This is a genomic window from Cellulophaga sp. Hel_I_12, from assembly GCF_000799565.1.
Lineage (GTDB): Bacteria > Bacteroidota > Bacteroidia > Flavobacteriales > Flavobacteriaceae > Cellulophaga.
Map to the genome: position 1 here is coordinate 3928979 of NZ_JUHB01000001.1, position 14183 is coordinate 3943161.

A 14183-nucleotide genomic window follows, 5' to 3' on the forward strand; every position below is an offset into this window, starting at 1 on the left:
TATAAAAGAATTAAATAAGAGGTACACATGAAAACGTTAGATAGAATACCCACAGGTAAAATAGAAAGAGCTAGTAAGTTGGTGAAAACGGGTGTTAAAATCGGTGGTAACTACGTTAAGTATTATGGTAAAAAATTAGTAAATCCCGAATTAACGCGAGATGAATTAAATGAAGATAATGCTGGCGATATTTATGACGGTTTAAAAACCTTAAAGGGGAGTGCCTTAAAAGTAGCACAAATGTTAAGTATGGATAAAAACATACTACCCTCTGCCTATGTAGAAAAGTTTTCGTTGTCCCAATTTTCTGTTCCGCCATTATCAGCGCCTTTGGTACGTAAAACCTTTAAAAAATACTTAGATAAATACCCCGAAGAAATCTTTGATACCTTCGATAAGGATTCTATTAATGCCGCAAGTATTGGTCAAGTGCATAAAGCCACCAAGGCGAACAAAGAATTGGCGGTTAAAATTCAATATCCAGGCGTAGCGCAAAGTATCAGTAGCGATTTGGCATTGGTAAAACCAATCGCTATTCGCATGTTTAACTTAAAAGGCAAAGATTCTGATAAGTTTTTCGAAGAAGTAGAGCACAAGTTAGTAGAAGAAACAAACTACTTACTCGAAATGAAACAAAGTCAGGAAATTACTAAGGCCTGTGCTATAATTCCGAATATGGAATTTCCAGTATACTATCCTGAATTATCCAGTGAACGGATTATTACTATGGACTGGATGCACGGAAAACACTTAAGTGAGTTTGCAAAAACTGATTTTGATGAAGCCACTGGAAATAAATTGGGGCAGGCCCTGTGGGATTTTTATATGTATCAAATTCACGGCTTACGGAAAGTACACGCTGATCCGCATCCAGGTAATTTTTTAATTAGTAAAGAAAATACCTTAATTGCCATCGATTTTGGATGTATTAAAGAAGTTCCAGATGAATTTTACTATCCTTATTTTGAATTAGCGCGGACGGAAGTTCTTCAGAACGACACATTATTCATGGAGCAATTGTACAAATTAGAAATTTTAACAGCGACAGACTCTCCAGAAGAATTACTATTTTTTAAAGCCTTATTTAAAGAAATGTTAAGCTTGTTTACGGCACCTTTTAACGAAACCCAATTCGATTTTGGAGCCGACGAGTTTTGGCTTCAGATTGCCGATTTAAGCCAGCGTTATGCCAATGACCAGCAAATTCGTAAAATGAATGGAAATAGGGGGTCTAAGCACTTTTTATATATGAACAGAACATTCTTTGGGCTGTACAACCTGCTACATGATTTAAAAGCAAAGGTTGAGGTAAATAGCTTTAGAAAATATATTGAGTAAAAATAATTAAAACTACCCATAGCACATGAAAAAAGCCGCTTCAAATTTTTTGAAGCGGCTTTTAATTTTTTAGTTTGTAGATGCTTGGTTAAGCATACTTGCAGGGTCGATGATCAATTAATCAACCGATACCAATTCTAAATCAAAGATTAAATCGGTATTTGGTGGAATTGGTCCTCTACCAGATTCACCATAAGCCAAATGGGCAGGAATAAATACACGTGCTTTCTCACCCACTTTTAAATTCATAACAGCTTCTTTAAAACCTGCAATTACCCCAGCATCCATGCTAACTTCCATAGGCATGGTCTGGTATCCACCTTGTGCCTCTCTATTAGGGTTAAACTGTCCGTTTAGTTTCGATATTTCTAAAATATTGCTATCAAAAAGACGGCCATCTTCAAAATAACCAGCGTAGAATAAATTGGCAGTCTGTCCAATTTTTGGCTTATCACCGGTGCCATTGGTAAGGGTATGTATTTTTAATCCAGAAGCTAATGTGGTAGCCGTTTTCTTTTGTGATTCTAGCGTTGCTACAAAAGCCGCTTGGGCTACTTTCATTTGTTCTTCGCGTTCAGCCGCTAATTTAGCTTCTTCTTTTTCTCTAATTTCTTCGTCAGCAAAATATTTGGTCATAACGGCAACAGCATCAAATTTTTTGGCTTCTTTTCCATTGCGAATAATGACAATTTTATTCATAAAAACAGTTTCTAAAGGCTTATCTCTAGGATCTGTTTTTACATTGGCAATAGAGTCTATAACTTCGGTACCTACTACAGTTTCACCAAAAACCGTATAACCGCCATTTAAATCAGGTCTTGGCACGTGAGTGATGTAAAATTGACTTCCGTTCGATTTTGGTTGTCCAGTATTTGCCATCGCAAGAGTTCCTACTTTATTATGGTTCAAAGAGTCATGTATTTCATTGGCAAAACGGTAACCAGGGCCGCCAGTTCCCATACCTAAAGGGTCACCACCTTGAATCATGAAGTCTTTCATTACCCTATGAAACGTTAAGCCATCATAGTAGTTTTTACCTTTTAAACTGTCGCTTACAAACGGACTTTTACCTTCTGCTAAAGAAATAAAATTGGCCACTGCAATGGGTGTTTTTTCGTATTCTAAACGTACAATGATATCCCCTTTTGAGGTTTGAATATCAGCAAAAATACCATCGCCTAAATCTGCAGTTTTACTAGACTTACAGCTTGAGAATAAGACGACAGCGAATAGGAATGCACTAAGTGTTTTTTTCATTTTAAGTATTAATTAGATTGTTTTTGTTCAATTTTTAAAATTTCTATAGAAGATTTAATAGGCGTATTAGGGGCAATTTTGTTATCATCTCCGTGATAGCCAAAAGCTAAAGAAGACGGGAACAAAAAAGTTGCCTTTTCTCCCTCTTTTAATAAGGTAAACGTAGTTCTTAATCCTTTAAAAAGACTGGGCTTATCTACTTTTATTTCTTGAATACCTAGGGCATCAGCAGTATAAATGGTGTCGTTTGTAAGCGTCATTATGGTATAACGCAAGGTTACGAGATCATCATTTTTAGCGATATAGCTGGTGCTGTCGTTTTTAGTTTCGTAATAGTACCAAGAACCATTAGCTGTCGCTATATAATTGTGCAGCGTATCTTTTTTTACCAACGAATTAATAATTTGAACTTCCATAGCCAATAGGTCCTTATTGCGCTCCACCGTTGATTTTATGAGTTTCGGCGTAGAAGTTCTTACGGGTTTTCTAGCGATTGGTCCTTCACAACCAACAAGAAAAATCACAAGGATAAAAAATAAAAGATATTTCATTATTTGGTCAATTCTTTTTGATATTTCGGTAACAAGTTTACAAAATACTTTGCAGTTTCTTCTAAGGAGAGGTCACTTTTTCCGCCGGCAGCATTCGTATGACCCCCACCTTCAAAGTGTGCTCTTGCGAATTCGTTTACCGAAAAGTCGCCTTCTGATCGCAAGGATATTTTAATGATACCCTCTTCTTTATTTTCTATAAAAATAACGGCAAACTTTATACCTTCTAGGGTAAGTCCGTAATTTACGAAACCTTCGGTATCTCCCTTTTTAAACTTATACGTATCTAATTCGTCTTGGCTGAGGGTTATGTATGCCGTGTTAAACCCTTCAAGGATGACCATATTTTTTAAGGCACAGCCTAATAAATGTAGCCTACTAGGTGAGTTTGTATCGAAAATAACATTATGAATGTAGGTATTTTTTGCTCCTTTATCCATCAATTCGGCAATAATTCTATGCGTTTTACTGGTGGTTGATGCATACTTGAACGACCCTGTATCTGTCATGATACCCGTGTACAAACAATTGGCAATTTCGGGTGTTATTTCTGAGGTATCTCCTATCAAATCTATAAAATTATAGACCATCTCGCAGGTAGAACTCATAGTCACATCCGAATAGGTGACCAAGGCGTAATCTGATGGTTCTTGATGATGATCGATCATGATGATCGGCACCTTTACGGCTTCTAGAAAAGGCTGCATTTGACCTATTCTCCCTAAATGATTAAAGTCTAAGGTAAAAATTAAAGTGGCTTCTTCGATGGCTTTTTTAGACTGACTGTTTTCTGATTCAAAATTTAAAATAGCAGCAGCTCCGGGCATCCATTTTAAAAATTTTGGAAAATCATTAGGACTTATAATGGTAGCTTCTTGCCCTTTATTTTTTAAAAAATGCCATAAACCTAAGGTAGATCCAATAGCATCTCCATCAGGATTTTTGTGTGGAACAATAACAATTTTTTGTGGTACGCTTAACAGTGCTGTTAGCTGTGTAATATCGGCTAAATTCATGGCGGCAAAGATACTATTTTATCCTACAATGTTAACATTCAAAGTGCTATTTTTGTAGCAACCTTAGAGAAACATCCTATGAAATTTTTAAAACCAATTGTCACAACCTTTTCCTCCCTATTGGCTGTTTGTATGTTTGCCCAAGAAGCGCAGCATGCCATAGATACCGTAAAAACAGCAGATTTTACGATTGCCTTTGGTTCTTGTAACAAACAAAATATGCCCAACCTTTTATGGGATGATGTTCTTATAGCCAAACCAGATCTGTGGATTTGGGGTGGCGATAATGTATACGCGGATACCGATAATATGCAAAAGTTAAGAGCCATTTACGAGCAGCAAAATAGCGTAGCGGGGTACTCAGCCTTAAAAAGTAAAGTTCCAGTGATCGGTACCTGGGATGATCATGACTATGGGTTAAATGACGGTGGGGTAGAATTTAAAGCTAAAGCAGCAAGCCAACAAGAATTTCTAGATTTTTTTGGCGTACCCAAAGATAGTCCAAGGCGAGGTAGAGAAGGGGTTTATGTGGCACATAGCTATGAAACTCCGAAAGGAACTATAAAGGTATTGGTTTTAGATACCCGTTATTTTAGAACGGCACTCACCAAAGATACCGAAACAAAAAGAAGGGTGAAGCCTAATACCTATGGTGAAGGCACTGTTTTGGGGGAAGCGCAATGGCAATGGTTAGCCCATGAATTAAATACAAGTACGGCCGATTTTAATATTTTGGTGAGTAGCATACAAGTATTGTCTAACGAGCATGGTTTTGAAACTTGGGGGAATTTTCCACATGAAGTTGATGCCCTTAAAAAAATGATCGTAGCTTCAAAAGCAAAAGGGGTGATGGTATTGTCTGGAGACCGGCATATTTCTGAATTTTCGAAAACCAATGTGGAAGGTTTAGCGTATCCCTTAATAGATTTTACCAGTAGCGGACTTACCCATACCTACACCTCATATACAGGCGAGCCCAACCCATATCGAGTAGGTGAGGTGGTGTCTATAGTTAGTTTTGGAACCTTAAGTTTTGATTTTGAGAAACAGCAGGTCTTATGTACAATGATAGGCGATGATGGTCAAGTATTGGGAACTTTCGAGCAGTATTACAATGCTAAACGCTAAACGCCTAGCGCCAATCACAAAGCGCAAAGAAAAATTGAATGGCGCAAAGCGGACAGCGGACAGCGGTTTGCGAAAAGAGCAGAGCGCTTTTTAAGCAAAGACTTGCTAATTATATGAAAAGTAGTACTTTTGCACAAAATTTAAAAAAAGATGACAACAAATAGAACATTTACAATGCTTAAGCCTGATGCTGTTGAGAACGGACATATTGGTGCTATTTTAGATAAAATCAACGCTGCAGGGTTTAAAATTGTAGCTATGAAATATACACAGTTAAGCACTAGAGATGCTCAAGCCTTTTATGCTGTTCATAGTGCGCGTCCTTTTTATGGGGAATTGGTAGAATTTATGTCTAGAGGACCAATTGTTGCGGCTATTTTAGAAAAAGACAATGCGGTAGATGACTTTAGAGCTTTAATTGGCGCTACGAATCCGGCAGAAGCCGCTGAGGGTACTATCCGTAAAATGTTTGCCACTTCATTAGGAGAAAATGCAGTACACGGCTCTGATAGTGACGAAAATGCAGCTATCGAAGGTGCTTTTCACTTTTCAGGAAGAGAGATTTTCTAAGGAAATTTTTATACAAATTAAAAGGCTACCTAGAAATGGGTGGCCTTTTTTTATTCTAAAACCATTACAAACTCGCCAATTATTTTCATTTCGTTTATATTATCTTCAGTTAGAACAATATCCTTAAAATTTTTATCATAAGAATTAGGCTTTAATACAATAGAATCATGCTGCCAACCCTCTTCTGTGACAGTCTTTTCACTTGAATAAGTTTTAACAGTAAATGCTGAATTAAAATCTGGGTCAAGCGAATCTCGGTTTTCAATTAGTAAAATTTTTCCACTACGTGAACCTACTACATTTTTTCTGAATATACATATTGAATTATTTGGAATCGTTTTATTCATTGATTCACCAATTACTCGACAAGCAAAATAATCATCTCTTGCGTATCTTTCAGGAACTGAGGTTAAGTTATATTCCTTTTCATCTTGCATTTCACTAAAACTTCCGGCTGCGGCGTAAAAATCGAATAAAGGAATTGAGAATTCTGATGATTCCAGTTCCTTTTCAATTAATTGGATTTCTGTTTTTGTGTTTTTTTGAGGAGCCTCCTTCTTATTTATAGCAGTTATGTAATTGTATAAATCATCCTTTACTGGTTGTTCCAATTGAAATTTAAAGTGAACAACAGGTTGTCCAGAATCAGGCATTTTTTCTTGTAGGATAGAGTCTTTTATTATTGAAGCGTCTCCCATGAAATAAAAATCAGTTCCTTCTGCATCTTCTTTTTTTACAAATAATAATATACGTTTTGAATTAATTACATTTTTTATTTCTTGACTAGAAAGTTTTCTATTTGACCTTGATTCCCAAGCAAAAACAGAAGGAGAAACAAAATAATCGTTATACTTTATAGTATCTTCAATGTGGTCAGATTTATGATAAGTAACAAAGCAAGGAGTAATTTCATTTCTTGTTCGGTATCCATAAACAGTACTACTGATATCATTTTCCCAGTTTAATAACCTGCAAACATCTTTACGACTATATTTATTGAAAAGTAGAAGCCCTCCTTTATAAGAATCTAAAGAAAATTTTTTGTTGAAAGTATAAATTGAGTAGTCTACTGAATCGATAAGAAATTCTTTAAACGTCTCGTTAGACAGTATTTTTATAAATTCATTTTGAAATTTAAGTGTATTTTTTTCTTGAAAAATAACTTTTTCTTCCTTTTTTATAAAGCTAAAATTAATATTAAAAATACAGGATTTTATAGTTTCTGGACTTGGGTTATAATGATATTTATTAAATATTATTTCATTTAGTTTTGAAATACTTAGTTCATGATTTTCAAGTAATTCTTTTAAAATTAAACTCTCTTCAATTCTTTTCGAATTGTTTATCTCTTTTGAGAAAAGTTCTAATAATTCAGAACGTTTTTTGTCTAAAAATTTTTCAAATGATGAATCAACTTTTTTAATGAAATTAAAGTATGACTTTGAATATTCTATGAAAGTGAATGGTTCTCTAGCTTCATTTTTCACAAAATCCATCATCATTGGAGTTCGTCCAATTCTACTTTTTAAATTATTGTAATCTATTTTTAAATCAGCAAGTAACTGCATATTGGTAGAATCGATTGATTCATAAATTCTTTCCTTGGTGATTTCGTCGAAATTGATAGTTGATTCTCCTGGAATCATACTACTGCCTTCAGAAATTAATTTTCTTATTTTATCTTTATTGTAGGAAGTGTCACCATATAAAGCTATTGGGATTAAATAATTGTTTTTATAATTACCAATAAAATCAATTGCCGTCAAATAATATTTATTTTCTGTTATTCTTAATCCTCTTCCTAATTGCTGAATAAAAATTATTGCCGACAGTGTTGGACGAATCATTACTATTTGATTTATTTTAGGAATATCTATTCCTTCATTAAATATATCAACAGCAAAAATATAATCTAATTTTATTGATAAGTCGTCACTTTCTAAAAGATCTATGGCGTCTGATCTTTCATCCTCTAAACTATCACCAGTTAAAGCGACTGTCTTGTATCCTCTTAGGTTAAATTTTTCAGATAACTCTTTTGCTTCATTTTTTAATGAACAAAAAATCAAGCCTCTCGTTATTCCATTATCAGAGCCATAAAATTCTATTTTTGAAATAATTTTTGAAACTCTTTCGTCAGCAGTTAAAAGTCTGAAGTCTGATTCTTTTTCTAGTATTTCATTATTTACTGACAAATCTGTAACGCCATAATAATGAAATGGAATTAGCATATTTTCTTCCATTGCTTTATGAAGTCTAATTTCATAAGCTATATTATAGTCAAAAAGTCGATAAATATCTTTGTCGTCTGTTCTATCAGGAGTTGCAGTCATGCCAAGAAGAAATCTTGGTTTAAAATATTCTATTAATCTAATATATGAATCTGCACCAGAACGATGTGACTCATCTATAATGATATAGTCAAAATAATCTTTTTCAAATTGGTTTAAGTGGCTTGCTTTTGAAATGGTTTGAACTGTACTAAAAACAAAGTCTTTATCTAAGTCCCTTAGTTGACCAGAGTATAACCCCATTGTTTTAGTTTCTCCAAAAATAGTTTGAAAAGTTTCCATTGCTTTTTTAGAAATATTTAATCTATGTACAACAAATAATAATTTTTTAGGATTAAAAGCTTTGGCGTCAAACGCTGCTAAATACGTTTTACCTGTTCCAGTTGCAGAAATTATTAAAGCTTTGTTCTTAACCTCCTGTCTTAATTTTTTTAGATTCTCTAATGCTTCTATTTGCATCGAGTTAGGAGTTATTTCAAAATTAAGTTCTTTGGATAACTCTTCCTCACTTTTTTTATAAACTAGAAATTGTTTATTATAAATCTCTTTATATTTTTCAATATAAGTTTCATTTACAATTTGGCCTATTTCAAAATCATCTTGAAATTCGGTTATCACTTTATCTACTATAGAGCTTGAGTTTCTTGCGGAAACTTTCATATTCCATTCTTTATTTATAGATAATGCAGAGGAAGTTAAATTACTACTACCAATAACTAAATTATAATAATCTGAATGCTTGAAAATATAACCTTTGGAATGTGAGTTTTCTTTAGTTATTATTTTTAATTCTATATTTTTAAATTGAGAAAGCCTTTTTAAAGCTTCGGGTTGAGTGAAGTTTAGATATTGAGAAACAAGTATTTTTCCTTGGATACCATTGTCATCAAGAATCTTAAAGGTGTTTATTAAAGCTGCAACACCACTTGTTGTAACGAAAGCAACAGAAATGTAAAAGCTCTCACAGGTTTCTAATTCTTTTTTAATTGTAGATAGAACTTTCTTTATGGGTATTTTTCTGTTTACAAGCAACTCTGGTTGATAGAGAGCTTCAGAATCTAATGACTTATCAATGAATCCTGTGAGCAAACTGTTTTTAAAACTATCATTAAAAACTTTATTCATCCTCAATTAACTTATTAACTATTGGAATGTCAGCTTCAGCCCAATCTAATTTTTTTATGTTTTTAATTGTAAGCCATTTTGAAGAAATGTGTTCATTTAATTGAATGTCCTTAGTGTTAGAATAGCATTTAAAACTATGCATTGTTAATTCAAAGTCTGGATATTTATGAACTACAGTCATTAGCAAACTATCGATTTTAATTGGAATAAAATTTAATTCCTCAAGGAGTTCTCTTTTCAAGGCTTCCTTTTTTGATTCTCCTTTTTCCATTTTACCTCCAGGAAATTCAAATTTTTTAGAAACATAACTAAGTTTGTTTTCAGGTCTTTGAACACAAAGTATCTCTTCATTAAAATATATTATTGCGGCAACAACTTCTATTTTTTTCATCAGTTAACTTTACAGTAAAGGCCTACCTCAACACCAACTTCCTAATCACCTCTTTTCCTAATTCCTCGTTCAGCATCGCGATGATTTTACTTTTTCCAAGGCTTAATTCTTCTCGTAAAACAGAGGAGGAGAGCGATACAAATAAGGTTTCGTGTCGTAATTCTATGGCCGTTGTGTAATTGTTAACGCCGTTCCCCATTAATTTAGCCCAAGCCTCACGCGTATCTACACGGTCAATACCTTTTTGCAACTTGTTTTTTGATATAAACTCTTGTAAGGCTTCACTAATTGGGATATTGTCATTACGTCTTTTTGCCATTACTCAGTGATATTTATAGGTTCGTATCTTTTATAGGTATAGGTTACATTCTCGCTCGTACGTACTGAAAAACTGTTGGCAGAAACGGCTATTAAATTTTCTGTCCAGTCCATACTACCGTTAGCTTTATACTGAATGATATAGCTATCTTCTAGTTTAAATATCGTAAAGAGCTCCGCATCGTCACTGGTAATATAGGTGCCTTCAAAGGTCGGTTTCATTTTTTTTCGAAATCCTGTTAAGCTGTCTAGTTGAATGTAATCGACCGTTTCGTTGATGGTGTATTCTTTGGTTTGCCCATCCGGGAAGCTTACTTTTTCAATTTCCCAATACCCATTTAATTGGTTTAATTGCGTTTCCGAAACACTATTAGCACATCCGGTTATAGCTAGAATAAGAAAAATAAGGATGCTGTTTTTTAGAAGTATCATTTTAGTTAGTATTTTTTACAAGAAAGTCAATAAACATTTTTTGTTGGTCTATAAAAAAATTATGAGAACAATGATCTGCATAAAGTACATTGTTGCTCCCGATTAGTGCTTTTAAGGCATCAATTTGTGCGGTATCATACAAGCCGTCTTCTTTACCATAAAGCCCGTAAATGGCAATATTTTTATTTTTTAAATCTTGTAAACTTTCTGTAAGGTTTATGCTCGTGTATTTTTCGTTTTTCCAAAACCCCATAGGAACCTTATAATCCATTTTTGAAGCATAGCTTTTTAATTCGCTATCAGTGCTAAACAACTGATATAATGCCCTCGCTTCTGCTGAAGGACTTTTAGGACTGTAAAATCCGTTTTGCATGGCATGTGCAAAGGTGTAAGAGCTGTACTCTAAACTTTTTGAATCCATATTTTCTAGCATGGTCATATACTTCAGATTTACAGTATCATTCTTCTCGGTATAGATCTCTTTAGCACTAGCAATAATTGTTTTAAAGGTTTGTTGCATGCTAATCGGAGCGCCAACTAGCCATAAGTCTATTATCTTGTCTGGGTGTTTTTCGGCGAATTGGGTGGCCACAATGCCACCAAAACTATGCCCCAACAAACTCGCTTTTTCTAGCTTCAATTGTGCGTAAATACTTAAAATATCAGCAAAGGTTTCTTCAAAGGTATAGGCTGCTTTTAGTTGGTCGGATCTTCCTTCGCCACGTCGATCATACGAAATGACAAAAAAACCATTTTCACTTAATTGTGCTGCTGTAGTTTTTTCAAACGCCACACTGTTGTACCCTGGTCCACCATGAAGAAAAAGAATTGGTTGATCAGTGGTTTTTCCAAAAGTTTGTATAGCGATGTCTTGCCCAACAACCATAAGGCTTGCGAAAACAAAAATTAGAATTAAAGGTATATTTTTCATTTTACGGTTATATTTTTCTTCACGCGCTATGCGCCCTGCGCTCTATTCTCTTTTTCAATCGCCAAGCTTAAATATCTTATACGATTGATGGATGTTTTGTACCACATTTTCGGTTCTATCGGCATGGGTATCACTGATGAATAACTGTCCAAAACGCTCATCATCTACCAAGCGGATAATTTGCGCTACACGATGTTCATCTAACTTATCAAAAATATCATCTAATAATAAAATAGGCGTTGTTTTTGACTCTTTTTTGATAAAATAAAACTGAGCTAATTTTAAGGCTACTAAAAAGGACTTCTGTTGCCCTTGGCTCCCGAATTTTTTAATGGGGTGTTCGCCTAAATCAAAATTTAAATCGTCCTTGTGAATACCCACGCTGGTATACTGTAAAGCCCGATCTTTATCTATATTTTGATCAAATAAAGTGAGTAGACTGTCTTTTAAAAGCTTGCTATCATACACCAAAGCTACTTCTTCATGACCTCCAGAAATGGCTTTATACTGCTCCTTAAAAATAGGAATAAAAGTCTCTAAAAAGGCGATTCTTTTGTCAAAAATTACCGAACCGTACCCGTTTAACTGTTCGTTATACACACTTAGTGTGGTTTTATCAAAAGTTTGGTTCGCTGCAAAGTATTTCAAGAGCGAATTGCGCTGCACCAATACCTTATTGTAATTGATTAGGGCTTGTAAATAGGCCTTATCAGACTGCGAAATGACGCCATCCATGAATTTACGTCTGGTGTCGCTCCCTTCTGTTATTAAATCCCGGTCTGAAGGCGAAATAATGACCAAAGGCAAAAAACCAATATGATCTGATAATTTATCATAGGCTTTGCCGTTTTTTTTGATAATTTTCTTTAATCCTTTTTTTAGGCTACACACAATTTTCTCTTCGCGCTCGTCTTTTTCGAAATTTCCTTCGATGACAAAAAAATCTTCTTCGTGTTTAATATTTTGGATGGCAATGGGGTTGAAATAACTTTTCCCGAATGACAAATGATAAATAGCATCGAGGATATTGGTCTTTCCAATGCCATTTTGCCCAACAAAACAGTTGATTTTTGTATCGAATTCAAAATCTATAGCACTAAAATTTTTATAATTGATAAGGGATAATTTCTTTAGGAACATGCAGTGTAAGCCTATTTTTTAGATTGATTTGTAGATGAAGCTGCAAATTATCGAAAAATAACGAATAAGAAGCTTTACAGTTTGAATAAAAACTTTATTTTTGCGCGATTATTAAAATGAAACAATGGCTACATATAAGAAGCGCGGTTATAAAGCGAAAGATGTTAATATAGATGGTGACGATAAGAACTTCCATGATGGGGATAGTACAACAGCTGAAGTATTTAATACGCTAGACGAAGGTGCAAGTAAAACAGAAGAATGGGTTTCTAAAAATCAGAACTACATTTTAGGGGTTATTGGTGCTATTGCTATTGGAGCCTTAGGATATTTGGCTTACAATCAATTTATCGCGGCGCCTAAAGAAGTAGAAGCAGGGAACGAAATGTTCTATGCGATGCAAGATTTTAACCAAGCCTTGCAAAACACTGCAGCACAAGATTCGCTATATACACTCGCCTTAAATGGTAGAAATGGAAAATACGGTTTGGTCGATGTTGTGGATAATTATAAGGGTACTAAAAATGCAAATTTAGCTACCTACGGGGCAGGAATGTCGTATTTAAACATACAAAAATACCAAGAAGCCATTGATTTTTTAAGTGATTACAACGCTGATGATGTTATGACCGGCGCTTTGGCCAATGGAGGAATTGGAGATGCTTTTATGCAATTGAACCAACCAGAGGAAGCCTTGGAGTATTACGAAAAAGCGCTTAATGCGAATGCGAATGGCTTTACAACCCCTATGTTTTTGCAAAAAGCAGGAACAACCGCACTAGAATTGAATAAAGCGGAGGTGGCTTTGAAATATTTCCAGAGAATTAAAGACGAATTTTCAAAATCATCAGAAGCCAATATGATTGATGTGTATATTGCAATGGCTCAGAATAAGTAAGCATTTATTAGTCTTCAGTAATCAGTAAACAGTTTTTTATACTAACGTTTAACTGCCTACTGCTACGAAACACTGCATACTACAAAAAAGTTTTGATTTGTTTTAAAGTGATATACTTAACGCAACAAGTTAATTTTCAACTTAATATTAAAATACATGGCAACAGCCACTAAAAATTTATCTGTATACGATAAAGCCACAATCCCAAATGCGAAAAATTTTCGGTTTGGGATTGTTGTTTCAGAATGGAATACTAAAATCACAGAAGGATTGTTTCATGGTGCTAAAGAAGCTTTGATCGATTGTGGCGCCATCGAAGAGAATATTATTCGTTGGGATGTACCTGGTAGTTTTGAACTTACTTTTGGTAGTAAAAAAATGATCGCTACGCAAAAGGTGCATGCAGTGATTGCTATTGGAAGCGTTATACAAGGTGAAACCAAACATTTTGATTTTGTGTGTAGTGCCACAGCACAAGGCATCAAAGATTTAAATGTAACCACCGATGTGCCAGTTATTTTCTGTGTGCTTACCGATAATACCATGCAGCAAGCCATAGACCGCAGTGGTGGAATTCACGGTAACAAAGGCACAGAGGCAGCTATAGCAGCTATAAAAATGGCCGCTTTAGGTCATTAAGTCTTCAACTAAAAAGTCAAAATTGGCATCAAGTTTTAAATTTATTTTTGAACTTGCACCTGCACTTGCACTTTCCTTCATCAAATGTTAACAATTTTTAGCATCAGAATTCTGTTAAACTATGGTATTTTCAGTAATTTTGGAAGGAAAGAAAAAAT

At 34.5% G+C, this 14183-nt stretch carries 14 protein-coding genes; 5 read left to right on the top strand and 9 right to left on the bottom strand.

The window, feature by feature from the left end; all coding sequences use genetic code 11:
- Positions 1 to 27: 27 nt before the first annotated feature.
- Positions 28 to 1338: an AarF/ABC1/UbiB kinase family protein gene (locus GQ45_RS16995; RefSeq protein WP_047419793.1), complete on the top strand. Its 1311-nt coding sequence runs from the start codon at positions 28 to 30 to the stop codon at positions 1336 to 1338.
- A 117-nt stretch (positions 1339 to 1455) separates the two neighbouring features.
- Here GQ45_RS16995 and GQ45_RS17000 read toward each other — a convergent pair whose 3' ends face one another.
- Genes GQ45_RS17000 through GQ45_RS17010 form a run of 3 tightly spaced genes read right to left on the bottom strand, consistent with a single transcriptional unit; the run spans position 1456 to position 4162 of the window.
- A complete protein-coding gene (locus GQ45_RS17000; protein WP_047419794.1) occupies positions 1456 to 2595 on the bottom strand; it encodes a peptidylprolyl isomerase in 1140 nt (379 codons plus the stop codon).
- Between the two features lie 8 nt (positions 2596 to 2603).
- On the bottom strand, positions 2604 to 3146 hold the full coding sequence (gene gldI, locus GQ45_RS17005) for a gliding motility-associated peptidyl-prolyl isomerase GldI (protein WP_047419795.1): 543 nt from the start codon (positions 3144 to 3146) through the stop codon (positions 2604 to 2606).
- Positions 3146 to 4162 (bottom strand): bifunctional oligoribonuclease/PAP phosphatase NrnA, encoded by a 1017-nt coding sequence (locus tag GQ45_RS17010; RefSeq protein ID WP_047419796.1) that lies wholly within the window; start codon positions 4160 to 4162, stop codon positions 3146 to 3148. Before GQ45_RS17010 ends, gldI begins: the two co-directional genes overlap by 1 nt.
- Before the next feature lie 78 nt (positions 4163 to 4240).
- Between GQ45_RS17010 and GQ45_RS17015 the strand changes: the two genes are divergently transcribed.
- A complete protein-coding gene (locus GQ45_RS17015) occupies positions 4241 to 5290 on the top strand; it encodes an alkaline phosphatase D family protein (protein WP_081980949.1) in 1050 nt (349 codons plus the stop codon).
- Positions 5291 to 5440: 150 nt separating this feature from the next.
- Positions 5441 to 5860: a nucleoside-diphosphate kinase gene (locus GQ45_RS17020; protein ID WP_047419797.1), complete on the top strand. Its 420-nt coding sequence runs from the start codon at positions 5441 to 5443 to the stop codon at positions 5858 to 5860.
- Between the two features lie 50 nt (positions 5861 to 5910).
- Here the strand turns inward: GQ45_RS17020 and GQ45_RS17025 are convergent, their stop codons facing one another.
- The 6 genes from GQ45_RS17025 to GQ45_RS17050 are packed head-to-tail and all read right to left on the bottom strand — an operon-like array spanning position 5911 to position 12488.
- Complete coding sequence (locus GQ45_RS17025; RefSeq protein WP_047419798.1) at positions 5911 to 9276, bottom strand: DUF3427 domain-containing protein; 3366 nt, start codon at positions 9274 to 9276, stop codon at positions 5911 to 5913.
- On the bottom strand, positions 9269 to 9667 hold the full coding sequence (locus GQ45_RS17030; RefSeq protein ID WP_047419799.1) for a (deoxy)nucleoside triphosphate pyrophosphohydrolase: 399 nt from the start codon (positions 9665 to 9667) through the stop codon (positions 9269 to 9271). The genes GQ45_RS17025 and GQ45_RS17030 overlap by 8 nt, the downstream gene beginning before the upstream one ends.
- Positions 9668 to 9689: 22 nt before the next feature.
- On the bottom strand, positions 9690 to 9986 hold the full coding sequence (locus tag GQ45_RS17035; RefSeq protein WP_047419800.1) for a DUF721 domain-containing protein: 297 nt from the start codon (positions 9984 to 9986) through the stop codon (positions 9690 to 9692).
- Complete coding sequence (locus tag GQ45_RS17040) at positions 9986 to 10417, bottom strand: hypothetical protein (protein ID WP_047419801.1); 432 nt, start codon at positions 10415 to 10417, stop codon at positions 9986 to 9988. The genes GQ45_RS17035 and GQ45_RS17040 overlap by 1 nt, the downstream gene beginning before the upstream one ends.
- Position 10418: 1 nt before the next feature.
- Positions 10419 to 11348 (bottom strand): alpha/beta hydrolase, encoded by a 930-nt coding sequence (locus GQ45_RS17045; RefSeq protein ID WP_047419802.1) that lies wholly within the window; start codon positions 11346 to 11348, stop codon positions 10419 to 10421.
- Positions 11349 to 11402: 54 nt separating this feature from the next.
- The gene (locus GQ45_RS17050) at positions 11403 to 12488 is read right to left on the bottom strand and encodes a DNA replication/repair protein RecF (RefSeq protein ID WP_047419803.1); all 1086 of its coding nucleotides are present in this window, start codon (positions 12486 to 12488) and stop codon (positions 11403 to 11405) included.
- 124 nt (positions 12489 to 12612) lie between these two features.
- Here GQ45_RS17050 and GQ45_RS17055 point away from each other — a divergent pair, with 124 nt between their 5' ends.
- Positions 12613 to 13386, top strand: a complete 774-nt coding sequence (locus GQ45_RS17055; protein ID WP_047419804.1) for a tol-pal system YbgF family protein — start codon at positions 12613 to 12615, stop codon at positions 13384 to 13386.
- Positions 13387 to 13542: 156 nt separating this feature from the next.
- Entirely contained in the window at positions 13543 to 14025 is a 483-nt protein-coding gene (gene ribH, locus GQ45_RS17060) for a 6,7-dimethyl-8-ribityllumazine synthase (RefSeq protein WP_047419805.1), read from the top strand.
- Positions 14026 to 14183 lie beyond the last annotated feature (158 nt).

What these genes read in the sequence shown, in the direction of transcription:
- GQ45_RS16995 (WP_047419793.1), top strand. Translation starts at nt 28, where the DNA reads ATGAAAACGTTAGATAGAATACCCACAGGTAAAATAGAAAGAGCTAGT.
- GQ45_RS17000 (WP_047419794.1), bottom strand. Translation starts at nt 2,595, where the DNA reads ATGAAAAAAACACTTAGTGCATTCCTATTCGCTGTCGTCTTATTCTCA.
- gldI (WP_047419795.1), bottom strand. Translation starts at nt 3,146, where the DNA reads ATGAAATATCTTTTATTTTTTATCCTTGTGATTTTTCTTGTTGGTTGT.
- GQ45_RS17010 (WP_047419796.1), bottom strand. Translation starts at nt 4,162, where the DNA reads ATGAATTTAGCCGATATTACACAGCTAACAGCACTGTTAAGCGTACCA.
- GQ45_RS17015 (WP_081980949.1), top strand. Translation starts at nt 4,241, where the DNA reads ATGAAATTTTTAAAACCAATTGTCACAACCTTTTCCTCCCTATTGGCT.
- GQ45_RS17020 (WP_047419797.1), top strand. Translation starts at nt 5,441, where the DNA reads ATGACAACAAATAGAACATTTACAATGCTTAAGCCTGATGCTGTTGAG.
- GQ45_RS17025 (WP_047419798.1), bottom strand. Translation starts at nt 9,276, where the DNA reads ATGAATAAAGTTTTTAATGATAGTTTTAAAAACAGTTTGCTCACAGGA.
- GQ45_RS17030 (WP_047419799.1), bottom strand. Translation starts at nt 9,667, where the DNA reads ATGAAAAAAATAGAAGTTGTTGCCGCAATAATATATTTTAATGAAGAG.
- GQ45_RS17035 (WP_047419800.1), bottom strand. Translation starts at nt 9,986, where the DNA reads ATGGCAAAAAGACGTAATGACAATATCCCAATTAGTGAAGCCTTACAA.
- GQ45_RS17040 (WP_047419801.1), bottom strand. Translation starts at nt 10,417, where the DNA reads ATGATACTTCTAAAAAACAGCATCCTTATTTTTCTTATTCTAGCTATA.
- GQ45_RS17045 (WP_047419802.1), bottom strand. Translation starts at nt 11,348, where the DNA reads ATGAAAAATATACCTTTAATTCTAATTTTTGTTTTCGCAAGCCTTATG.
- GQ45_RS17050 (WP_047419803.1), bottom strand. Translation starts at nt 12,488, where the DNA reads ATGTTCCTAAAGAAATTATCCCTTATCAATTATAAAAATTTTAGTGCT.
- GQ45_RS17055 (WP_047419804.1), top strand. Translation starts at nt 12,613, where the DNA reads ATGGCTACATATAAGAAGCGCGGTTATAAAGCGAAAGATGTTAATATA.
- ribH (WP_047419805.1), top strand. Translation starts at nt 13,543, where the DNA reads ATGGCAACAGCCACTAAAAATTTATCTGTATACGATAAAGCCACAATC.